General features: G+C 44.6%; 20 protein-coding genes. 9 read left to right on the top strand and 11 right to left on the bottom strand.

From position 1 onward, the window contains the following. Positions 1-59 precede the first annotated feature (59 nt). Together DRW07_RS13525 and DRW07_RS13530 are read left to right on the top strand one after the other, a co-directional pair. Positions 60-1,427: a sigma-54-dependent transcriptional regulator gene (locus DRW07_RS13525; RefSeq protein WP_124028460.1), complete on the top strand. Its 1,368-nt coding sequence runs from the start codon at positions 60-62 to the stop codon at positions 1,425-1,427. Next, complete coding sequence (locus tag DRW07_RS13530; protein WP_165870505.1) at positions 1,414-2,682, top strand: sensor histidine kinase; 1,269 nt, start codon at positions 1,414-1,416, stop codon at positions 2,680-2,682. The genes DRW07_RS13525 and DRW07_RS13530 overlap by 14 nt, the downstream gene beginning before the upstream one ends. 19 nt (positions 2,683-2,701) lie before the next feature. Here the strand turns inward: DRW07_RS13530 and DRW07_RS13535 are convergent, their stop codons facing one another. Beyond that, positions 2,702-3,133: a hypothetical protein gene (locus DRW07_RS13535; protein ID WP_124028462.1), complete on the bottom strand. Its 432-nt coding sequence runs from the start codon at positions 3,131-3,133 to the stop codon at positions 2,702-2,704. Between the two features lie 264 nt (positions 3,134-3,397). Here DRW07_RS13535 and DRW07_RS13540 point away from each other — a divergent pair, with 264 nt between their 5' ends. After that, on the top strand, positions 3,398-4,228 hold the full coding sequence (locus DRW07_RS13540) for a helix-turn-helix transcriptional regulator (RefSeq protein WP_124028463.1): 831 nt from the start codon (positions 3,398-3,400) through the stop codon (positions 4,226-4,228). A gap of 105 nt (positions 4,229-4,333) precedes the next feature. Further along, positions 4,334-4,852: a DUF3750 domain-containing protein gene (locus tag DRW07_RS13545; RefSeq protein ID WP_205665402.1), complete on the top strand. Its 519-nt coding sequence runs from the start codon at positions 4,334-4,336 to the stop codon at positions 4,850-4,852. Positions 4,853-4,865: 13 nt separating this feature from the next. Here the strand turns inward: DRW07_RS13545 and DRW07_RS13550 are convergent, their stop codons facing one another. The 4 genes from DRW07_RS13550 to DRW07_RS13565 form a co-directional block, all read right to left on the bottom strand. Then, positions 4,866-5,834 (bottom strand): AraC family transcriptional regulator, encoded by a 969-nt coding sequence (locus DRW07_RS13550; RefSeq protein WP_124028465.1) that lies wholly within the window; start codon positions 5,832-5,834, stop codon positions 4,866-4,868. Positions 5,835-5,914: 80 nt separating this feature from the next. Next, on the bottom strand, positions 5,915-6,340 hold the full coding sequence (locus DRW07_RS13555) for an anthrone oxygenase family protein (protein WP_124028466.1): 426 nt from the start codon (positions 6,338-6,340) through the stop codon (positions 5,915-5,917). Then, a complete protein-coding gene (locus tag DRW07_RS13560) occupies positions 6,337-7,167 on the bottom strand; it encodes an NmrA family NAD(P)-binding protein (RefSeq protein ID WP_124028467.1) in 831 nt (276 codons plus the stop codon). The genes DRW07_RS13555 and DRW07_RS13560 overlap by 4 nt, the downstream gene beginning before the upstream one ends. Positions 7,168-7,447: 280 nt before the next feature. Then, positions 7,448-9,970, bottom strand: a complete 2,523-nt coding sequence (locus tag DRW07_RS13565; protein ID WP_165870506.1) for a reprolysin-like metallopeptidase — start codon at positions 9,968-9,970, stop codon at positions 7,448-7,450. Positions 9,971-10,294: 324 nt separating this feature from the next. Here DRW07_RS13565 and DRW07_RS13570 point away from each other — a divergent pair, with 324 nt between their 5' ends. Next, positions 10,295-11,041, top strand: a complete 747-nt coding sequence (locus DRW07_RS13570; protein WP_124028469.1) for a S1 family peptidase — start codon at positions 10,295-10,297, stop codon at positions 11,039-11,041. Here DRW07_RS13570 and DRW07_RS13575 read toward each other — a convergent pair. Genes DRW07_RS13575 through DRW07_RS13585 form a run of 3 tightly spaced genes read right to left on the bottom strand, consistent with a single transcriptional unit; the run spans position 11,038 to position 14,871 of the window. Beyond that, the gene (locus tag DRW07_RS13575) at positions 11,038-12,267 is read right to left on the bottom strand and encodes a DUF885 family protein (RefSeq protein ID WP_165870507.1); all 1,230 of its coding nucleotides are present in this window, start codon (positions 12,265-12,267) and stop codon (positions 11,038-11,040) included. The two genes, DRW07_RS13570 and DRW07_RS13575, sit on opposite strands and share 4 nt — an antisense overlap. 49 nt (positions 12,268-12,316) lie before the next feature. After that, entirely contained in the window at positions 12,317-13,678 is a 1,362-nt protein-coding gene (locus DRW07_RS13580; RefSeq protein ID WP_165870508.1) for a PDZ domain-containing protein, read from the bottom strand. 17 nt (positions 13,679-13,695) lie between these two features. Beyond that, positions 13,696-14,871, bottom strand: a complete 1,176-nt coding sequence (locus tag DRW07_RS13585; RefSeq protein WP_124028472.1) for a hypothetical protein — start codon at positions 14,869-14,871, stop codon at positions 13,696-13,698. A gap of 143 nt (positions 14,872-15,014) precedes the next feature. Between DRW07_RS13585 and DRW07_RS13590 the strand changes: the two genes are divergently transcribed. Next, entirely contained in the window at positions 15,015-16,226 is a 1,212-nt protein-coding gene (locus tag DRW07_RS13590) for a helix-turn-helix domain-containing protein (protein ID WP_124028473.1), read from the top strand. A 3-nt stretch (positions 16,227-16,229) separates the two neighbouring features. Here the strand turns inward: DRW07_RS13590 and DRW07_RS13595 are convergent, their stop codons facing one another. Beyond that, entirely contained in the window at positions 16,230-16,610 is a 381-nt protein-coding gene (locus DRW07_RS13595) for a hypothetical protein (RefSeq protein ID WP_124028474.1), read from the bottom strand. Between the two features lie 208 nt (positions 16,611-16,818). Between DRW07_RS13595 and DRW07_RS13600 the strand changes: the two genes are divergently transcribed. Both DRW07_RS13600 and DRW07_RS13605 read left to right on the top strand, forming a co-directional pair. Further along, positions 16,819-17,061, top strand: coding sequence for a sugar ABC transporter substrate-binding protein (locus DRW07_RS13600; protein WP_124028475.1), 243 nt, complete (start codon positions 16,819-16,821; stop codon positions 17,059-17,061). Beyond that, positions 17,051-17,467 (top strand): hypothetical protein, encoded by a 417-nt coding sequence (locus DRW07_RS13605; RefSeq protein ID WP_124028476.1) that lies wholly within the window; start codon positions 17,051-17,053, stop codon positions 17,465-17,467. The genes DRW07_RS13600 and DRW07_RS13605 overlap by 11 nt, the downstream gene beginning before the upstream one ends. On the opposite strand, the gene DRW07_RS13610 is transcribed toward DRW07_RS13605, so the two are convergent. Then, positions 17,455-19,779 carry a TonB-dependent receptor gene (locus tag DRW07_RS13610; RefSeq protein WP_124028477.1) on the bottom strand — a complete coding sequence of 775 codons (2,325 nt, stop codon included), beginning with the start codon at positions 19,777-19,779 and terminating at the stop codon, positions 17,455-17,457. The two genes, DRW07_RS13605 and DRW07_RS13610, sit on opposite strands and share 13 nt — an antisense overlap. Before the next feature lie 93 nt (positions 19,780-19,872). Further along, positions 19,873-21,615, bottom strand: coding sequence for a beta-lactamase family protein (locus DRW07_RS13615; RefSeq protein ID WP_240630636.1), 1,743 nt, complete (start codon positions 21,613-21,615; stop codon positions 19,873-19,875). Between the two features lie 204 nt (positions 21,616-21,819). Here DRW07_RS13615 and DRW07_RS13620 point away from each other — a divergent pair, with 204 nt between their 5' ends. After that, on the top strand, positions 21,820-23,535 hold the full coding sequence (locus tag DRW07_RS13620; RefSeq protein WP_124028479.1) for a histidine kinase: 1,716 nt from the start codon (positions 21,820-21,822) through the stop codon (positions 23,533-23,535). Positions 23,536-23,539 lie beyond the last annotated feature (4 nt).

Consider the following 23,539-nt stretch of genomic DNA (forward strand, 5'->3'; position numbering starts at 1 on the left):
TTCAACACTATGACAGCCTCAAGATGCAAATTCTTGGGGCTGTTTTTTTAAGAGGTGCTATGCAATTTTCAAAAGGTTTAATTGTAGTTGTCGATGATGACGATGATATTCGTTTAGCCTTGTCAATGCTGCTGACTAATGAGGGCTATCAAGTCCTGGAAGCAAACGGTAAAAAAGAGCTAGCACAGGTGATTTCACGACACACGCCCCATCTCGTTCTGTTAGATATGAATTTCAGCAGAGATACCACAAGCGGTGCAGAAGGGCTTGAAGTGTTAGCTCAGCTTACACATCAAAAGATCACTACCTTACTAATGACAGCATGGGGAAATATCGAGTTAGCGGTAAAGGGTATTCAGCAAGGCGCCTGTGATTTCATCGAAAAACCCTGGGACAATACAAAGCTGTTGCACATAGTGAGCAAACACATTCATCAGCGTGCGCCTACCGCCCCCCCCTCCAAAGCGGCTGTCCAACAAGATGCAACGCCCTGGGTGGCCAACTCGCCGTCAATGCAACGCATGGAGTTGATGATTGAACAAGTCGCCGACACCCAGGCCAGTGTTCTTATTTTGGGCGAGAATGGTACGGGAAAGTCTTTACTGGCCAGGCGAATACATGAGTTATCTGGTCGACATGATCAGGCATTTGTATCTGTTAATATGGGTGCAATACCTGAAAACCTGTTTGAAAGTGAGCTATTTGGACATAAAAAAGGCGCGTTTACCGATGCGAAAGACAGCCGCCAAGGGCGTTTTGAGCTCGCCCACCATGGCACCTTGTTTTTAGATGAAATTGGGACACTACCCACTGCAGTACAACCCAAAATGCTAAGAGTACTGGAAACGGGTGAGTATGAACCTGTGGGTGCAAGCCACACATTACAAGCCGATATCAGGCTTATCAGTGCAACCAATGCTAACCTTGATGACTTGGTCAATACCGGTCAGTTCAGACGTGATCTCTTGTTTAGACTCAACACTTTTGTGCTTGAATTACCGCCTCTGCGTGAACGTTCCGACGATATCCATGACCTGAGTTTGCGCTTTATCGAGAAATTTTCAGCCAAATATAACAAGCCATCGCTTTCGTTAGCATCACAAGCGCTTGCTCAGTTAAGTCGTTACCCTTGGCCTGGAAATGTTAGAGAACTTAGCCATGTTATCGAGCGCGCAGTCATTTTATGCCGGGATAAAGAAATAACCCCGTCACATATCATGCTGTCAGGAAGCAGCAGTGAAGAACAGATAAAGGATAAAGAGTTGCGTCACCTGGATGACATAGAGCTCGACATGATAAAAAAAGCCCTGAACAAATATCAAGGTCATATCAGTAAAGCAGCTTCAGCATTGGGTATATCCCGCAATGCATTGTACCGACGAATGGAAAAATACCAGCTCGACAAAGAGGATTTTGACATTGAGTAGCGGCTCAGTGGAGTTCAGAATCAAAGCGGCTCTTTGTGTGCTTGTTTGCGTATTCATGGGCATGGCAGGGGCAATAGCTTATGCATTGGATTGGTCACTGCTAGCTATTGCAACACTACTGTGCGTGCTCTCCTACCCGCTTTGTTGGTCAGCTTGGAAAGTATGGCAGTTATGGTCATCGTCATTGATGCGCTTGACTACCTACACGCAAAGTCTCGCGATGGGCGAATCGGGTATACAACCCTCTCGCCTTGGGAAGTCTGTATTGTTCGATGATTTGTGCAGAGAAATCACATTATTACATCAACGAAGTCAGGGCCAAATGGAGCAGAACCGAACCCTCTCAGCACTCTTTACCCAGCTATTCGAAGATATTCCCATCGCTATTATCGCTTTTGATGCTAACCAGACTTTAATTTATGCGAACCGTGCAGCCTATCAGATTACTGACATAGGTTTACTGCAAGGGATGACCGCGAGCGAATTGGGCTTTGTGCTAAAAAAACAACAATATTCACACCCAGCCCTTACGCCAAACTGGCGATGTCAGTCCAGCACCTTGCGCTACATGGACCAGTCTTCACATTTGTTTACCGCTATCGACATATCAAGCGAATTAAAACAAAGTGAGCAAGCAGTTCAGAAAAATTTGGTCAGAGTATTAAGCCATGAGTTAAGAAACACCCTGACGCCAATGTCATCAATGGCCGAAACCCTTTTATCGATGGAGAAATGGGACTCGGATCAAATTCGAACGGTCTTAGTGCGTGTAAAGGCTCGTGCAGATGGCCTGTTAACCTTTGTGCAACGATTTGCAGAAGTGGCGAAAATCCCAGAGCCGCAAAAAGAATTGTTTGACATTGAACAGATTGTCGAACAAACAAAAGTGCTATTGCGTGACGGCGACACCATTGAATTTTCTGGACAACCGAGCTGCTATGCCGATCCTCAGCTGATAGCCCAAGTTCTTATGAATTTGGTTAAAAACGCTGTAGAGGCTTGTGATGGACAAAGCGCCAACATTCGTATTAGTCACTATTTGAGCGAACAACGACAACATTTATGTGTTGAAGATAACGGAAGTGGCTTTTCCAACCTTGAAAACGCCATCACGCCACTGTTTACCACCAAAGCCAACGGTGCCGGTATTGGCCTAGCGTTTGTTGAGGCTGTATTAAATAAGCATAATGGCAAGGTAAGTTTGTCGAATAGCCCTGCGGGTGGTGCCAAAGTTGCTCTTAGCTGGCCGCTCTAAAATAGCAAGCAGCGCCAATTCAAAAAGTGGCTTCTATTCTTCCTCCCCAAACCTGATGCAGCTCTGCCCAAGACGCTTTGACATAGTATTGCACCGTACCTTTTTCAGCATTAATAGAAACGCCCTTCAGGTACGTTGTCTCACCCGGTCGCAGGAGAACCAGTGAATAGTCTGCCAAACTTTCCTTCAATTCAATAAGCCCCTCTTTTCCGACCAAGACGTGCCTATCTGGCGATACTTCATAGCGGTCACTAGACACCATCACGCTCAACCCGCTAGTAACGATACTAATATCCTCATTACCAACATTTTGGATGTAAACTCTCAATTCATTTGTGGCTCTGCTACGATCAGTTAACAGGCGAATACTGCTATTATCAGACCTCCCAAAAGCCTGAAATGAAGCACAAAAACCAAGTAATAATAGCAGCCAAAATACTGAATACTTCATAGTGTTCCCTAGGTATATTTTTTGTTCAAGGATCAAGATAAGTAGGTACAGTCTTCAATCACACAGGACTATTCTTGTTGTAACACATCAAGAGTGTAAGGGTTTGCTTTATCATGTTGATAGAATGATATTGTGCCTGTTTAAACGCGCATTAAACAACGGACAAGCTGGCTCACTAAATCATAACAAGTAGTTACAGGTTATTTTCCATGTCAGCAAATGCTTCGGTTATAATTTAGCAAACCTATATAGTAAGAAGCGCCAATGCAAACAACAGAGTCTAGCTGGGTGCGGGAATTTCCCAATAAACGTTTTGAAACGTATTTGCATAGTCAAGCTTTTACGGCACATCAGCGTGAATTTCACATTATTGCGTTTCTCAAGCAGGGAAAAATACAGTTGCATCACCGTGAACGCGCGAACTGGCTGAATGCTGGAGACTGCGTATTCATACCAGCGGGCGAAATCCACGCATTTAGCTCTGTGACTCAGGTCCCATCATTAGTAAGATTTCATTACATTGATACCCTTGATTTTATTCATGCGGCTCAGGGATGTGTTGCACCCAAAATATCGCATATTGCAAATACAAAAAATGTAGTTTTTGAACATACTGATTTTTTATTTAAAGAATTAGAAATCCCTATACCAAAAAGTGCTTATGCACATTGGTTAGCGTATTTAACCTCTTCACTTTGTCGATACTTCGGTCAACGACTCATTGTATCTGATCGTGACTTAACAAGATTAACAGGCGCAAAAACGCATATTCAGAACAACCTAGGCTGTCCCTTTTCTCTGGAAGAGGTCGCCTCTCAGTTCTGCTTTGATAAATACGAACTTTCTCGTAAATTTAAACAGGTTTTTGGTGTGTCCTTGTTTCAGCATATCCATGCATCTAGAATCGTGCTTGGCAAAGCATTGTTGGGGTCAGGAGTCACTATTGCTGAGGTGGCATTAGAACTCGGTTACAGCGATCAAAGCCACTTTACGCGCTTTTTCAAACGATTTGTGGGCATATCTCCCAGTATTTGGGTGCAATTAGCAAGATCGGCACCACTCACACCGCCTTTGCCTACGAAAATGCCCGCATAGCCTAGTATGGTCAGTTAGTTATCGAACGGGTTATTCGGTCTGTCTATTTATGCGTTACATCTAAAGCAAAACCAACTATATAAAAGGATGTTCAGGAGAGACGTAATGAATAAGTTAGTATTTTGCATTTTCCTAATATTCACACTTGGCGCTTGTTCAAGCAGTGACTGGCGAACAGCCAGTCGAGCACCTGCTGGCATAGCTTATGATCCTTCGCTCGTTCATGATGCTATTGTCGAAGTTTACGCCGCCGATGCGTTTAGTTGGCGCGGATGGTTTGCTGTGCACACTTGGATTGCCATCAAAGAACCCAATGTTGAGCAGTATACCGTATTCGAAGTCGTTGGCTGGCGGACGCCCACTGTCCGACGCCAAACAACTAAAACGCCCGATAGATATTGGTATGGCGCTAAGCCAGAGAAAGTATTGTCTATAGTCGGCGAAAAAGCAGAGCTCATGTTGCCAAAAATAAAAGCGGCAGTCGACGCATACCCTTACGCCAATGAATACACGGTTTTCCCAGGCCCCAACAGCAATACTTTTACTGCTTGGGTAGGCAAACAAGTGCCTGAAATGGAACTGGATTTGCCATTCAGCGCAATTGGTAGTGGCTACGTCGAATAACCTTAATAGGTCATTATTCGATCTGATACGCCTTACGAACTTCACTGGGACTCTTCCCAATGACCTTTTTAAACGCTCTGGAAAATGCTGCTTCAGACTGATATCCAATCTCCAAAGCGATAGATAGCATTGAGTCTTTGCTCAACTGCAATTGCGAATAAGCCAGAGAAAGACGCCATTCTGTTAAATACTCCATGGGGGAATTTCCTACGAGCTTTTTAAATTGCTGTGCGAAGCTAGTTCTCGACATACCCACTGCCAGAGCGAGTTCTTCCAGTGACCAATGTTTAGCTGGCTTATCGTGAATAAGAGTCATTGCTTTCCCAATCCTGTCGTCTTGCAATGCGTTAAGCCATCCTAATTCACTGTCACCCAACTGCCCTAGATGTTCGCGCATTGCGGCAATGACAATAATGTCAGCCAGTCTTGCGATAACCGCCTCGGCGCCCACATCTATGCTCTTCGCTTCGTTGCCAATCAGTGCACTCATTGTATTCACAACATGACTTGAATCATGTTGGGACGCGTCGATAACGATCTTGTCTGGTAGTATACCGAGAATTTTTATAGCCAGCGGATGTTGGAACAGCATTACCCCACAAATCAGCGTGGTTTCCTCGCCATTGCCGCCATATTCAAGGGTCTCATAACGCTCTGTTACGGCTTGAATTGGCAAATCATGTAAGGCGGTATAAGTGCAACAGTGACCATCTGAAAGCCAGTGTCCATCACCTTGGGGAAACAATACAAACTCGCCCTTATTTAGTTTGAATGATTCACCATCAATTTGGAAATGTGCTTCCCCCTCCAACACTAAATGGAACATCATACAATTAGCCATGACTGGCATACTGAGTGCCCAAGGCTGCCTCAAGGTTGAGTGGGTAAAGAACGCGCTTTCCATTCGAAGGCCATTGAGCAATTTGCCCACTGGGTGGTCTGAAATCTTTGTACTCACGCGTTTATCGACATCAAAGCCCATACCTGCGCCCTCTGGCGAAATAAGGTGTTAACACTATAAACCAGCATATTGAAGAACACTAGCTACAGCCTAGTGCAGATTTACGCCATCAATATCAGGGCTCCTGATAAAAATGCACTGAGCGTCCGAACATGATTCCAACGGTTCCACTGTGAAGCATATTCTTCCCAGTAAGTTTCAAGGTCACCCTGCTCAGAGGCGGCTTTTAGGCGATTATTCATAGGCACGTTTTTCACAACTGTTACCATAAAGGTACCCACAAAAAACAGTATGCCTGCTACAGCTAAGCCACCCTCTTTAAAAATAAAAAAGTACAAGGCACTCAATGCCGAACCAAAGAAAATGACTTTAAACAGCGGGTTGAGAATAACCTGATTTATCTCAACCATGGCCGCGGCCCCCTTTGAGGTTGCGGTTAACGCCTTTATGATAGTATTGGAGAAGATGCCATACATGCCAATCATACTCATCATGCTCAATTGCATTACTGTTTCCACAACATTCATTTTTTCACTCCTTCAAACCAATGGGCGTTGTCGCGTACAAAGTCATCAAATGACTTTGCAGGGCGTCCTAGCGCCTGCGGAATTCCCTCGCAGGTGTGAGCGTTTCTGCCGTCCAGGACTTCTGTGAATAAATAGGTTAGCGCCTCGATAGCGCCTTTGTCGGCTCCGGCACTTTCTAAACCTTGTTGAAATGCCTCAAGTGAAATTTGTTCAAACACCACAGGCTTGTTCAGAACGCGGCTGAAGGTGTCTGCGACTGCTTTAAAACTGAGTAGTTCAGGCCCTGTCACCTCGTATAACTGTCCATTGTGTTTGTCATCAGTAAGTGACTCAACAACGATTTCTGCGATATCGTCAATATCGACAAAGGGCTCAGGCATGTGATCCACAGGCAGTGCTATCCGACCGTTTAAGATGTAATCTCGGAACATACCCTCACTAAAGTTTTGATTAAACCAAGACGCGCGCACCACCGTCCAGCTCAAACCCGATTGCTTGACAATGTTTTCACAAACCTGTGCCGCAGGCTCACCTCGACCAGACAACAGTGTGATATGTGACACACCGCGTATCTTAGCTAGCGCACAGAAGCGAGAAATGTCTTCTGGCGCTTTGGGAATAGCAAGGTCAGGATAGTAAGTCAGATAAACTGAGTCGACGCCATTCAGTGCACTGGCCCAGGTTTTTTCATCATTCCAGTCAAAATGTACATCACCCTGACGGCTGGCACCTTTGGCTGAAAAGCCCTTCTCACGCAGATTTTCCAGAACTCTTGTACCCGTTTTACCTGTCGCGCCAATAATTAAATGCTGTGTTGATTGTGTCATTTGCTTCGCTCCCAATAAGCTGTGTATTTACTTAATGTGTGAAATCAGTGTAGCGATTGGCTTTGGTCAATAATTGACCTGGCGTACACATTCAATTGCAGCGAGTTCAGAAATCTATCGTTCGTGCATAATAGTGGGCTTATTGCGAAATTGTTGGCCAATTCCATGCCAAACACATCATCAAAATGAAAAGCTAGGGCGGTTAAAGAGAGATAAAAGCGCGTTGTTAATGAAAAAAGGGACTGGGGATATCACCCGTGTGATATCCCACAAATAGACGTTAAAACGATACTGTAGCAGTGTTGGTACATGCTGCCTGACTACCCTGTTGGCAAACCTGGTAGCGATAAGTCCCGCCACCTTTATTGCCTGTGTTGTCCACCTCCTGCAGGTCATTGGATGTCGCTCTTAGCCATTGACCATCGCGATAGATATCAACACTGTCTCCCGTTACGCCTGACCAAGTAAGCTCGACGTTCTGAATACCCTTTTGTTTATATCCACGAGCACTCAATTCAGCCTGAGCTTGCTCAGTGGTCACAGTCACAGTATTTGTGCAAAAGTCAGATTCTCCACCTGCATTGAATGCACGCACCCAGTAATAATAGGTAGTGTTTGCTTGGGCAGCAACATCCTCTGCTGTCACCAAGCCAGTGCCATCTTTACTGGACACAGTAGCGACTTCACTACCGCCTGTACAATTTTCGGCCAGGATTGTTGTTGCTCGATAGAGTGAAAAGCCTGATTCATTATCCGCGTTATCCATAAACTCCAATGAGACCGTGCTGGCTGATGCACTTATCAGAGATAGTGACGAGGGAGACGCTGGCGCAACCGGTACAGACGTAGACGATACCATCTCTAAATTATCAACATACAGACTGTCGACAGCTTCACCATTACTTTGCTCAGCGTCTGTTGCTCTCACCCAGACATCACCACTGACATCGGTGAGCAATGCGACCTCTACATTGTCAGTAGATTGACTGGATACGGTAAACAATGCTTGCCAACTCGAGCCTCCATCAACAGAGTAACTGAAATTCGCACCCTCAGAGTCAGAAACCCAGGCATTTGCTTTAAAGGTAACGCCACCAGCACCACCGGCCACATTGAATAGCCAGGTGTGCACAAAAGACTGACGGCGTGAGCGTTTGGGACCACCAGAGCTACTTTCAGAAATGACCTGAGTAACACCATCGCTGCCCAATGTAGCCATATAAGTATTGGTTATTTGGCCGGTACCAAAAATTTCTCCCTCGGCATACTCAGTAATGCTATCTGGTTGCGTCAGTGTTGTAGCCAATACGGTATTTGAATAGTCAGAGAACCCCGCATTATTGTCAGCGGCAATACGGTATTCATAAGTGGTTTGTTCAACCAAACCTGTATCAGTGAAAGACTGCGTGTTTTGTGCCAAGGAAGCAATGGTTTGCCAAGCTCCCCCTGAGGTACGACGCTGTAAAACAAACCCATTCTCGTCATTAGCATTGTCCTGCCACGTTAAGCTCACACTATTAAAGCTGATTTCTGTAGCGTCGAGATTAGTCGGAGCCTGAGGTGGTGTGGTGGATTGGGTTGCGCGAAAAGAGGCAACGTAAGTCGCTGACTCGTTGAGTGTTCTGGCATTCCAGGCTCCCACTGTTGCTGCTGCAGGGTCTACCCCTTGCTGCACGCCAGAATAGGTAAGAGTGGGGTTTGAAAACCGGCCAACCCTTGATGCACTTGCACACCCGTAAGCCATGATAGTGCGAAAGTAAGGCGTCCCTATGTCATCCACTGAACCATCATTACATCGTCTGAAACCATAATTATAGGCACCCGCGACACCGCCACCTACAGTCTGTCTGTCGTGATGCGCGCCCTGATTGTGGCCAATTTCATGAGCCAACGTACGATTTCCTACCATACAGGGAACATCAGTCACATTAAACGCGGACGACGCATTGGAACCCAAATAGCCAATACCACAACCCTGCCCGTCGTAGATAAGAGAAACTATGTCAGCCCCTAGATTATCGCGAACCTGATGAACCTCGTCCATGTTGCCATCTGTGGTTGAGCGCAATGCACCCAAAGTTTCACTCGCGTTCGTACCTGTATAGTTAGTCAGATGCGTGCCGACCAGATTCATTGTAATGTTAATCCCGCTAAGCGCGTAAGCGTTGTTTAAATCAGCAATTGCGGTATCAATGTCTGCCTCTAACTGGGCACAGCTGCCCGCGTAGTTACACGCACCTTGGGTGTATACAACTAACAAATCTTGGATAACATTGTCGGCAACAACTGAATCAGTCTGCGGTGAAGCCCCTTCTAATGCAGCGCTATCGCCAAGAGGCAAAATGCCATCGGGCTCTTCACTAGGTAAGGACGCAATGTCTACCTCATAAAGGAGCTGCTTTCCAGCTTGATTCGTATTGAGTCTGTAGGTTTTGCCCTGCCATTGAATGAGCCCAGAAACCTGCATACCCTTAAAGGTGATAATGACAGTTGCTGCCATGTCACCCTGCACATGCCCTACCCAAATATGGGTACCGGCTTTTCGTCGTTCGATATAGCTCCTTACCGCAATAATACTGTCTTGATGCTCTGGCAAAGCAATAGCTATTTCGCTGCTCTGTAATATCTGGCGATTTACTCTTACTTCGTGTTGATTTAACACGTGCTCCGGCAGTTTATTTACTGGCGCCGAATTCAACTTTTCAAACAGTGGCGTTGGTGATGCAAAAACACCAGCGGAGAACAAAACTAGTGCGACAAAGGACACTACAATGGATGATAATTTAGTACTCGACTTGTACATACTTCGTACCTCAAAACGACGGGGGGTATCAATTTTCCTTGCTGGATATAGATAGAGCGTCAATAGCTTTAGATTGCGGTTTTCCCTGTGCTTGGTTAGTTTATGTAAAGGCATTGCACAATAAGGAGTCAACGCAGTGGACTAGGGATGAAAATCTATACGCAACTCCGCAGTTTTGAGATCGCACGTCAGTTTTCAAACGAGAAACATATACAGTAGCACTTCTACTAACAAACTAATTTTTAAAGGTTATTTTTCGTCAGTAGACGTAAAATTACATTGAGATTATCAAGCCTAGATAAATACAAAGGTATATTTCAAGGAATGAAAACAAATGAGGAAATAGTTGTGATCAATAAAAAATGGAGTATCTGTGCACTGTCAGCTTTGTTATTTCAATTGCAATCGCATTCGGTAAATGCCGAGCATCTTTCAGGTATTAATAAGTTAGTTTTCCACGACCACCAGTACAACAAAGCTTTTGTTGGTAATGGTTTTTTAATTACACATAACGACAAGGTATATGCCGTTACGGTAAAACATGCACTGTTAGAGGCAAAAACACCAACTATGGCGTCAGTCTCAATCGAAGAACACGTAAAAAATTGGACCATTCACCCTAATAAGCAACCTGACAATGCGGTCAGGTTAGGGAAATTGCTCAATCAAGATGATACCGAGAAACTAGACATGCAAGTACTGCAAAAAGACTGGCTAGTGTTTGAGGTTGAAAGTAATCAGTCTGATTTGAAAGTACTTTCTCTGCGTAACAGCCCCCTAAAAAAAGGCGAAACGCTCACGGCTTTTGGCTGTAGCTATGCAAATGCTGAAAGGTGCTCTCAGGATGAATATACCGGTGAGTTCCTGAAAAAAGACGGCGCAAACCTTAGAATTACCATGAACGATCTTCAACTCAGCGAGTTGAGAGGCCTGAGCGGTAGCCCTGTATTAGATGAATCGGGAAAACTTGTTGGTATTGTATCGAATGTAATGCGTTCTGAGTCAGGTGACGGCTTTGACTTTGCACCTGCCAACCTTGATTACTTAAAACAAGTACTGGCCACCCTTTAGTGGCCTCGCAAGGAAGATAAGGCATTCAGCGAAAATGGAGCGCGATCAAGGATCAACCGGTGAATTTCTGCAATTGACAGGTTAGGATGCTTGGCACGCATCGCCGAAATTGTCTCTTCGATAATAGCTTTGCCATAAACGTAAGTAATAACCTGGACCGGCCATCGCCTTATTCGATCTATCTCTCGTTGCATAATCGGCTGTTGTTCAGGTATGTGTGCCATCCATACCGCCTGCGCCTTTTTATCATCCCAACCTTTCGTGTGTATACCTACGTCAAGGAGTACCCTCACAGCTCGCATAGCTTGCCAATCCAAGGCATAGGACAGACTGCTGGTATCATTATACAGCCCAAGTTGTTCCCCTAGGGTTTCCACATAAGCAGCCCACCCTTCTGTGAATAGGGTACTAACACGCAGATGATTCAATGCCGGGCATGTCGCTTCATGTAAAGCATACTGACTAAAATAATGATGGCCCGGTACTGCCTCATGTAAAAAAAGCCAGTCCATATGTTTGACAGGTAGGTTATCTGTGTGTAGATGATAGATAAACTCTTGTTCAGCCGTATTGTAGATGCCTGGAGCAGGAAAACTCTTAGGCAAATTTGACTCGACGATATTTATAGCCGACGCCCGATAAGGGCTACCCAATAGAGACTCTGTATACGCATACACAGTATTTTCACGCTGTTTAAACGCATTGATAATAACCGGCTTATCTGCAGCTTTGATGCTTGCATTATTGCCAGGTTTGTTAGAGCGTTTCAGTTCTTCACGCTTTTTTGCTACCTCCTCAAGTTCTGCAAGGGCAATTTTTTCTAGCTCTGCTGTAGATACTGATGACTGCAACCAACTCTTAAGCCAGTGGGCGTACCACGCTTGCCCGTCTTGCATAGCTGAAAAGTTGCCGTTGTAAGTAAGATCAGAAAAATGGTTTGACTGCGTCAGTGCGAGCCTTTCCTTAGCCAATGAAAGTGCAAATCGAGCATCTTCTAAACTTAACAGTCTGCACTCGTCTAGCTCGTCCTGGGCGGTTAGCGCAAATTGTGCCGTGAGCTGCTGAATCAGGTCTTGCTGAGTCGTGAGATCCTGTCGCTGAAGTCTTTCAATATACTCGCCAAATCGCATTTCCGTTCGATGTAAATGCAGGTCTTCTATATCAGACAAAATATCTGAATTCGATGGTAGTGCCCACGCATTGCCGATACTGACAAACATCAGCATCGGCAAACACCACCTACTACAATTAACTAGACCAACCATGCCAGTAACCTTAATGTTGTTGTAAAATAGTCTTCATCCACGCCAGCGAACGTAAAGCGATGTCGGGGTTATATTTATCACCCGGGCTACCGGCTCTGTTCTCGCCTTCACGCATTGCTTGTTGCAGGTCAGCTAATTCGTCGTAACGCATCAGTGCGTGTTCTGTTCGAGGAAACATTTCAGCTTGTGCGGTTTTGTCTGTGTTGCTGTTAATTAACTCCGCAATATGTCCTGCCCACGCTCCGTCAATCGCCTGTATGTCATAAGTTCCATGCAAGAGGAGTGCATGAGATTGGCTGTTTGACCACAACGCTTTAAAATCATAACGGTTAAGACTTCTAAAAAAGCTATAGTGACGTTGAAAGACCAACTCTCCCTGTATCGGCAGTAAATTTGACGTCACGGCCTGTTTAACATCATCTTGGGCCATGAGGCTTTCCCAGCTTTTGTCCGAATTTAGCCAAGCGTCCAAAAAGGGCTGCACTGTTTTTACGTTAGCTTTTGCCTGCGACTCGCTGGTACCGAAATAACGAACTGACTGAATGGCATAGATATCTTGTAAATACTCATACCAAGATTTCAGCACGCCACCATAACCCATGACGCCTTTTACCAAGCCTTTCTCAGCGATCACACCCGCGTGTAAGACACCCAATGAATGCCCGAAGACAAACAAGTTATCTTGGTTAACATAGTCATAAGAAGCGAAGTGCTTAAGTCCGGCAATAAAAGCTGCATTTTCAGTATCAAAGTCAATCTGGCTGCATTCCAGTGGACCTTTGCTGTCACCCACTCCCGGCTTTTCCATCTTAAACACGGTGAAGCCTGCTTGTGCATAGGTGGCAAGTAACTGCGTTATGGTTATTTCCGGTGCCATACCATAGTCAATTGAACCGCAGGTATAGCCCTGAATAAACATAACAGCGGCCTTATCTTTGCGTGGACTAGCAGGATGATAAGTGATTGTGCGAATATGGTTGTCTTGCCAATCAAATTCTCCATACTCTACTTGATAACCCTCACCAGCTTCTTTGGGCCGAGATTGTGCCTTACCCGTCAATGCAACCTCTGTATTGTCCCTTTCTACCTTCACGACCAATTTCTGGCCTTCTGTTATCTTCCCCAATACATTCACCAGTGAAGAGAAATCGGCAACACTTTCGCCGTTGACGGCTTTAATCACATCGCCGCTTTCTAAACCTAAAACCACACCTGTACCCGCCGGATGCATACTTTGTACTTCTACCCCTTCACCTTCTTCTGCGGTCACTGGAGAAACCCCTAAAAACAAGGTTCGTTCAAGCACAGTTTTCGCCTGAACACTTACTGAAACTAGCCCTGCCAGCAAACATATTGCATATTTAACGTTCATATTCATTTTCCTCATATTTATTGACTACTGGCAGACTGATTGTTATCTGTAAACACACTGCCATCTGCATTGAGACGCTCAATCTTATAGCTGCCGTCACTGATATACTGATATCTGACCTGAGCCGCGCCACCTAATGCAGGACTGTGAGTAACCATTTCATTGTCATTGAGCGACTGAACATACAATATCTTACTGTGATCAGGCGTGTATTTTCTGGCAAAGAACTGGAGCGTACTCCCGGATTCATCAACAATGCGCTGCCTGATCTGGTTGCCCCTTTCGTTAAACGTTGCACTGTGTTCAAAGGCTCCCCAACTAAACGGTATCTGCTTGCCGAACCTGTCATAGCCCCTTAAGCCCACTTTATTCCCGAACTCGTCATATAAATGTTCGCCGAGGTGTACCATGGGGCGATTGCCTTCAACAGGCTTACCCTCTTTATCGTATACCTGCCAACGCACAAAATTACCGTTCTGATCATAAGTGATGCGGTCTATACCGGCACCAGAGCTGTTGTTAGTCGGCGTGCCATCAAGACCAAGGTTATAGACGAAAGCGAGTTGTCCGTTTTTGTCATAGTCTAACTTGACCTCATAAAACTCAAATTCAGGGCGTAAAGGCTGCTGTTCATTTGCCAAATTAAATCTTTTTTCAAACACATAACCACCTTCATGCCGCCACTCATAACGATGGATATTCCATTCATTTTGGCTTGGCTCACCGTTTTCATCGTAAAAATGCAATGATTGCCGTTTGCCTGACTTATCCAAACTGTAATGGGCCGAATACACATCACCATGCGCGGCGATTTGTCGTCCATTTACGTCAAAATAGGTGTGAACTTCCTTGCCAGGTCCATAATCGATGTTGACTTGGGGTGCAAACCAGATGAAAGAGTCCCAAACCTGGTTGCCAAAAATAAGGTTCTCCTGCATTTGATATCGAATACTTGTCACCCTTCCTTTATCATCATGCGTAAATTGGTAATGCGCAAAATACGGTGCGGTCTCTTCAACAACAGGATGTATTCCCCGATACGTGGCATAGGGCGTTTCTCTGAACATTATGTGCCGATAAAATGCGGTAGTTGCGTTTTCAGTGTTAGATGCCAATGTTGTCCAACTCGTAAATAGAGTTGTTAAGACTAAACCGGGTATGATTATCATCTTTGCCAGCGAGTGTTTAAGCATGGACGCCTCATTATTGTTATAACGAGATGCCATTAACCCATTTAGCGCGTAAAATGTGTAAAATTAGGCTGAGGTTTACATAATTGCTAAGTAAATTATGTAAATTATAGCCATATCACACGTGTCAATTGTCAGGCCATACCATGAATCACACCTTTTTGGGCATTGCTTATTTTATTGCCTTTAGCCATGCATGTTTAATGGCATTTTCTCTGTTCTCACGCTCTGACAAAAATGGCGCAGGCAAAATATTAGCGCTCATGGTGCTGATAATGGGCTATAAACTGTTCGAAGGCGGTGTGTTGTATACACAATCGTATACAACCTTGGGACATTTCATGGGTCTTTTACCCGGTGCCGCGTTGTTATTTGGCCCCGTATTTTTTTTATACACATGCAAAGTGACAGGCTATTTCCCTCTAGCTCTTAGATACTGGCCGCTTCATTTCATTCCCGCTGCTGCGTTGTGGCTCTATCAATCAGAAGGGCTCTGGCGCTCACTGGAAGAGAAGTCTGCTATGTGGGACAACGTGCTTGCGTCAACGGGTCCATCAGTATTACCTGTGGCCGTGGTTGCTATTCTTATTGGGATGAAAATTCATCTGGGGACTTATTTATGGTTTAGTTGGCGAAGCATCGGTCAATTTGAAGACGCATCTGAATCGCTTCGGGCTGACAACAGTCACGCGTTACTTGTGCGTCTTCGCGTGACAGTCATGGCATTATTTGCGCTGGAAGCGGTGTGGGTATTACTGTTTTTGGCTCAGCAGTTTGCTGGTATTATTACACTTTCTCTGGTCAGTGACATTTGGTTGCTTTGTGTGGCGTTTTTTGTTCTTACACTAGGTTATTTTGGTTTGCAAAAACCCGACCTTGTCTTTGAACCAGAAGAAAAAACCTTGTACCAGACATTGCATTCGGAATCACCTCAAGCTGCGGTTACAGACGAAGGAGCAGAAAAGGTAAAATATCTGCATTCAGCACTTCCCGAAAATACGTTGAATGCTATCGCAAGCGAATTGGAGACCAAAATAAAGCAGCAACAGCTTTATTTGGACGATAAGCTGTCTCTCACTAAGCTGGCTAACATCACAGAGATACGCTCACATACCTTGTCTCAAGTTATTAACCAAAGCATGAACACTAACTTTTATAAACTGATCAATGGCTACAGAGTTCAGCATGCCGTTGCCCTGATAGACGATAACAACATTGACTGGCCATTGGAGAGGATTGCGCTGGAATCGGGTTTTGGTAACCGAGTTACCTTTGTTAAAGCGTTCAAAGACGTGATGCAATACACGCCTTCTGCTTACAAAAAACGATCTATTAGCGAAGAAAAAACCGGTACATAGGCGTTAATCATCTAATCTAGCCATTAACCATGACCGTAATTTGCTCTCTTCTTTGTCTATAAGAAAAGGAAGCGTGACGGTTATGCCTTTGTGCGTATAACCCGCACGTACAAATAAACTGTTATCGTGAAGACCTACCGCGACACAACCTGCTTTTTGAAGCTGATTGTATGCGTGAAGCATGACAGGAATAGCGTCATTAGTTAGACCTGCACTTGGTTCTGGCAATTGCAACAATACCCATTTATCAAGCGATTTAGCAGCATCAAGTAATGCGGAAGTGAGCGCATTAATACCGACAATATTAAAGCCTTCTGAATATCGGTTGATCAACAAGCGTCCATCTACTTCAATCGAAAAATTGCCATGTGCGGTCTCCTGCATTTCCTATCCTCATTGCCTCTAATGGCGCATCTTTTACTCAGCGTTATTCTTCTATTACACTCTAATAGTTAACTTAATACAAACGCCTATGTTGACGCAAAATAGGATATGGGTCGCTCATTTTTATCGCCACCGGTTTTGCACAATTTAATGAAGAGTATCAACACGTTTACGTCCTTTTGCCGAGCAAATCAAAGCAAACAAGAAAGTGATTGCTTCTACAGACACTGAGCAAGTTCAATTGGCTGCATTGCAGCGAGGCATATCTACTGTCAATATTGGCCAAAACCCATTTGCAATGGGGCGTCTAAGTGCTGAGTTTATGCTTTCTTACCTGACCAAAGGGCAATTACCTGACAAGCGTCATTATTATTTGGACTTCCATTATTGTACCGTTGAAAATGCATCCACCTGTAAAGACAACACGCTGGAATTGCAAGATGAACAGTAGACCCAATCCGTTCTGGTTCCTTTGCCTGTCGATTGTCATCGTGTTCCTAATCACCCTTTATGGGTTACTGACCCAAGCCGCTTGGCTTTCAATGTTAATATTAGGTCGCTTTCCGCTTGGAAATCTTGCTATTGCCTTCTCGTTAACTGGCTTATCCCTGATCAGCCTGCATTTGGCAACGGCAAATACGCTGCTCCGCTATATGGCATGGTCTTCATTTTGGTTGACCTTGTTTTGGTATCCAATTGGTGTTGTTTGGTCAGGCAATCTAGTCTTGCACTTCGTGAATAGCGGTGAAATGTGGAAGCCTTATAGCTATTCGGTCTCTCTGTATTGTATTTTTGTGACGATTGCCTGTTTGACGGGCAAAATTTTAATAGGTGAGCAAGCTTGTCAGAACGAATAGAGCAATGACAGCCAAGCACTTCGCTTTTCTATAGCTGGCGTGCCATTGGCACCCAACAAATCACCCGTGCCATTGATAGGGTAGAGGGAATCTTCTTGCCATAGGTTTTTAATAATTGCACTAAGCTCAAGGTTCTTTACAGAGGGAAGCGTTAACCCAACACCCACGTTTGCTATTGTGCCACCACTGACTGTCACGCCTGTGGGTGCATGGAACTGCCAGAAGTAAACATGCTCATAGTTGATAGAGAGTTGGCCTAACGCTAATTCCGTAGCGTAATTAATGTGTAATCGACTTACATCCTCTGGATAAGCAGCCACCTTTTTACCAGGTAAAACGTACCCCCCTATGACGCCAGGGTCCGCATTAACAACACTTACATGGGCGTGGCTGGCCGATAATTTGAGATTTTCATATTGATATCTTAATTCAAGTTCAACGCCACGTTGTGTAAGCTTGCCTGATTGATTTTGGTAATACCAGTTGCCTCCCCAAGTTCCTATGTCATCTGTACCAATCTTGTCACCAAATTCAAGCCCTACCCAGCCATTGGCATCGGCAGCGAGAATATCTTGAAAGGTGTTATGAAATATAACACTACTAAACTGCAACGCATTTTTTGAGTACTGATAAGACAGTTCAACACTCTCAATTGTTTCGGGTTCCACTGAAGACAACTGTTCTGTCGCATTACCCACAATGCCATCAAAATTGAAATCACCGTAAGAATCCGCCCACGCGTTTGCGATTGGGAAATTGCTTTGCGCCAGCAGGCCATCCTGCACAAAACCGCCAGTAAACTGCACGCCTACCGCTCCCCTAAAGCCGGTTTGCCAAGTCAGCCTGAACAGGTGAGTTTTTTCAACATCATATAAAACACCAACTCGAGGGCTGAGTTGAGAGCCCCAATTTGGATGGTCATCGAACCTAAATGCAGCAAATAGGTCAAGGCTATCGCTATACTGGTAAATATCTTCGAGAAAAATACTACGGATAGCCACACTGGCGGGTTTGGCCCAAGTATTGGTCTCATTCAGGTCATTGGTTTGGATGAATCCCCCTTGCCCGTCACTTGAAAAACCAAGCAGTTGGATTTCTTCATTTAAAATATAATTGTGGCCGTTTGAGTCTGTTCGTCCATAACGGTAGCTTACATATTCGGTGCCAAGCGCTATTTTATGACCAGGCAGTGGGTTATCCCAATTGAGTAAAAGTTTGACACCTTGACGAATTTCACCTGTACCTCCCATATTTAAATCAGGTTCAACACTATCATCAGCCCTTTCATTTGCCATTGAGAACGAGGAAAATTGGCTTGCAACAGATTCAAAATAAAGCCGTTCTGGCGTTCTAATATTGTTTCCGTGAGAAAACAGCTGGTATTCATCATTTGAATATCTGGCGCTGACCTTAAGGCGGATTGCGTCATTAAAAGTATGCGCATATTGAATTGATGCGCCATTTAAGGTCTGCCTAACTACTTCTCTATCGCGATAGAAGTTGTATAAGTCTCTTCCTTGTTCAAAGTGATAGAGGTCAATGTTTACGTTCTTGTAGGTAACTTGGGAAAAGAGGGTTTGATGGTCGCTACGCTTGAGTTTGTGGTTTCTTTGATAAACGCTTAAGCCTTGATCAAATCGCGACTGAGCCCATCCTCTGTTTTCCATTTTCTGCCCGTTATAGTCACCTTTAGACAGATAAAGGAACGCCATAACATCTTCGTTTTTTACTGTTACGTCTAATGTGGCTTTGCGATAGCCATTTTCTCCGGCTTTTAGCATCACATTGGCACCGTTGCTCTTATTTTTGCGCGTGACAATATTAATCACGCCAAGCAACGCACCCTGGCCTAACGTTACAGAGCCTGGCCCCCTTATTATTTCAACTCGCTCGATGAGTTCCAATTCAACGCCATTTAGCAATGCATCGGGCGCGCCCCAGAACCATTCTGTATTCAGGCTTTCTCCATTGAGCAGCAACATGGTTTTAGAATTGTTATCGGGTACTACGCCTCTAAATCCAGCGATCGTATCATCTTGGTCTTCGACTAGAAAAAAGCCAGGCACATAGATTGTCAACAGCTCATTCAGGGTTCTCGCGCCAGACAAGCGAATGTTATCTGCAGTAATGGTTGTTATAGACGTAGGTTGTTTTCTCAGCTCAGTGACAACATTAGAAGCAACCTGTATCTCGAGCTCAAGCAACTCTTCAATGGAAAGGTCCAGTAACGCGTCAATATTATTTTGAGCGCTGATATTAAAGCTCAGCGCTGCAAAACTAGCTATACATAATCGACAATAATTAGAACGCATAGGGGCTTGGTATTTAATACTACCGTTTAAGTAAAGCTCGCGTTTTTTGTTCTGTCAAAACAGACACCACACTCATTGCCTTAAAGTGGAAACTTAGCGCTTGGTTAATGTTTCCAGAATGTTTTTTGCGTGCTCGTTTTCGGGGTTCAATGCAATAGAGCGTTGGTAGTTTTCTATCGCCAACTCAACATTACCCTTTTCTTTGTAGGCTTCAGCCAGACTGTCAAAGGCATTGCCATCCTCCGGATAGAGCTTCGTATAAACGGTAAATAAGGTAATTGCGGTGTCAACTTCACCCTCATTTAATGCGTTGTAACCTTCTTGATTAATCGTCCTGGCACTCAGCAAATGAGACTGTGGATGGCTTGTTTTCCATTGTTTGTAGGCAGCATAGGTTTCCTCTACATTATCCCCTTTTGCCACTTCAGCAGGTAGCTTTTGGTCTTTGTCTAACTTGAGCATGGCATAGCTCAACAATTCTGTGCCCTCACGTGTATAGGTAATGTACTGCTTGCCATCTGCAGGATTCATCTGTAACGAGAAATGATTGATAAAATCGTCCATAGCAAACTTTCCTTGTTTAAGAGGGTACATTTCCGCAGAAAAAAAGCGGCTAATCATTTGCAAACCTTTATCCTTGAATCGGATTTCAACGACATCGTTGAACGGCGCCAGATATCGACCCGTCAACGCCTTAATTTGACTGCTGGAAAATGCCTTCTCTTGACCCTCTATTTGCGCTGACCACCCCATCTGTGCAATTACACTATCTCTGACTTTATTAATGACAGGAATGCGGGAAGGGTTTGGGCCATTGCCGAATATCATAATGCCTTTTCCGCCTTTCATAGTGCCCATGACATGTCCTCCCGTTCCGGTATTGGAGCCACCATGAGAGAACCACTCTACGTTGCCATACCCCTCATAGCGCATCCACCCAAGGCTCCATCCGCCGACGCCTTCTAATGTTTCCAGCATAGTCACCTTTTCCGCCACTGCCTGCGATATGACCTTTGTTTTTTCACCGGCCAGTGCGCGCTGCATTTCAATGACAAATTTAGCCATATCAGAGGGTGTACTCCACATACCAGAAGGCGCGATTTGGGGACAAATAGGAATGCCCGTTTTAATCACAGACTGCGTGTGATCATGCACTTTGGCAACATTAGTTAGGAACCCTTCATCACCATGTTGGTAAAACGTAGTATGTTTCATCCCCAATGGCTCAAAGAGCATGCTGGCTGCTAATTCGGCTAAGCTCTGGCCCATGAGATCTTCGATTGCCACTTGAGCGATTACGTAACCACCACCGCTATAAGACCAGTTTGAGCCTGGTGTGAATGTTACAGAAATAGGTTTGTCATAGCGGGGCAACTGACCGTTTAAACTCTCGATCAGGGTAGGAATATCGTCGCCCTGATAGAAGTCAGCAAATCCGTGTTGCGTGGTGCCAGCGGTATGACTGAGCAAGTGTCGAAGCGTAATTGGCGTAGTAGCAGTATAAGGCGATGTTGGCAGGCTCCAGCGCTTTAGGTAGTTTGATACTGGGGCATCTAGGTCCAACTTACCCTTTGCTGCTAGCATAACTGCCAAAGTCCCGACGATGCCTTTGGTAATGGAAGCGGTGGAAAATGCGGTGTTCTCGTCGATATACTCTTCGCTACCAAATGCTTTTTCGCCTAACTGTTTCTGAAAGACAACTTGGTAGTCATCGACTACAACAAAACTCAAACCGGTTAACTTGTGCTCTTCTAACAAACTTTGGTAAGAGACTAACGAACCATCCTCCAGTAGTACTTTTTCCAAAGGGTGCTCTGTGACTGCGTATGAGCTCACACTTATACACAAAAAGAGTGCAGCAGTTTTGAAACTTAAACGTACCATTTTCGTTCTCCATCTATCAGGTGAACAAAAAGACTAGCCGGATTACCAGTGGTTTAACTGTATAAATACCTCAACTGCTCATCCTCTTCGTCAACTGCTCATTTTTAATAGCGCTAGCTGCTATGATGGTGTTCGGCTCAAATACAGGTAAATTTAATGCGCCTTGTAAAATACTGTTGGCTTATCTTGCTGCTCTTCAGTCAGATGGGGCTCAGCGAGACTATCGTAGTCGAAGAGCGCACTATGACTTCACACTTTTTCTATATGCCTAATAACGGCGAAAACAGGCAATCAGTGCCCTCTTACAAAGAAAGGATGCAAAAACGCGCATTTCCGGGACTTCCCTTGCAAGAGAGAAACTTATGGATCTTCGTTGAATTTGACTTTCCTGAAGATAAAGCCAATTTGCAGTCTTTATTTGTTGCAGCGTTAGGCTCTTACCATGCATGGTGGGACGGCGAATTTATTGGTAGTAATGGTGTGCCCGGAAACTCAAAGAAGACAGAAGTTGCGGGGAACATAGAGTCACGACTGGCCATTCCAGTGCATCTTTCGGGCAAAGGTAAACATACCTTACTGCTACAATTTTCCGCGCATCACAACCAACCTGAACAAGACTTTGGCATGTTCTGGGCATTTATTTTTGATCAAAACGATCAGGCTCCATCTTCAGTAGGCGATCACTTCTTACCGATTCTGATGTGTGGTGGACTCCTATTACTGAGCTGTTATTGTCTAATACATTTTGTGTTATCTGAAAAACAAAGCAGCTATTTGGTGTTCAGTTTGCTCAGCCTGACGATCGTTGCTTTGTTTATGACTGAATCCTGGCGGGGGTTGTGGGGGTACGCCTATCACTGGCATATCCCCAGACTGCAGCTGGTATTACTCCTGACGTTCGTCGTTGCCCTATTACTGGTAGTATTCACGCTAAAACTGTTCAAGTTTCGCGTTCCTGAGATACTGGCTTGGCTAACCCTTGCGTTAATTTTGCAAATCTCATTGTTGTTTTTGTTTACTGGATATGACGCCACCAGTCTGCAGATATTTCTGGTCTCCATTGGCGTATCTATGGCCATAAGTATTAGAGCAATTTACTTAACTCAACCTTATGCCAAGAGTATGCTGGCCGGACTAATACTGGTTGTATCACCGGTATTAATTAATCCCCATTTTTACATGGAACAATACTTCTTTGTATCCTTTAGCGTGTTTGTGTGCTTAATGTTGTACATATTAAGCCAGTCTATGGTTAACCAGCAGAGGCAACTTTTGCAGACACAATTGACAGCAAGCAGGTTAGAGCTTGAATTAGTGAAACGACAAGTGCAGCCTCATTTCATACTGAATACACTTACCGCCGTTGAAGAATGGATTGAAGAGTCACCCAAAACGGCAATACAGTTCGTTCAAGCACTAGCAGAAGAGTTTAGGAATATCTTTACATTTGCTAAAGAAAAACGAATCTCTCTAGCTCAAGAAGTGTCACTTTGCCGCGCACATCTAAAAGTCTTGGAATATCGTTCGAAAGGTACATACAGACTGATGCTCACCACGCCATCAGAGTCGATCATGATACCACCTGGTGTGCTACTCACTCTGCTGGAAAATGCCCTGACCCACAATCGTTATGGCAACAATACTGTAGAATTTGACTGTGAAATTGAGTTGACGGAAAAAGTGGTCTCTTTGCAATTTCGGTCACCTATCATTCACCCCTCTCCATCAAATGCTTTAAATACCGGACTAGGTTTGCAATATATGACAGCCAGAATGAACGAAAGCTTTGGGTCTGGCTGGCAACACAGTGCACAATCTACAGGCGAGTATTGGGTGTGCAATTTGCACTTTCCATTAACCTTCGAGGATTGAGTAA

This window comes from Paralteromonas sediminis, assembly GCF_003820355.1.
GTDB classification, from domain to species: Bacteria; Pseudomonadota; Gammaproteobacteria; order Enterobacterales; family Alteromonadaceae; genus Alteromonas_F; species Alteromonas_F sediminis.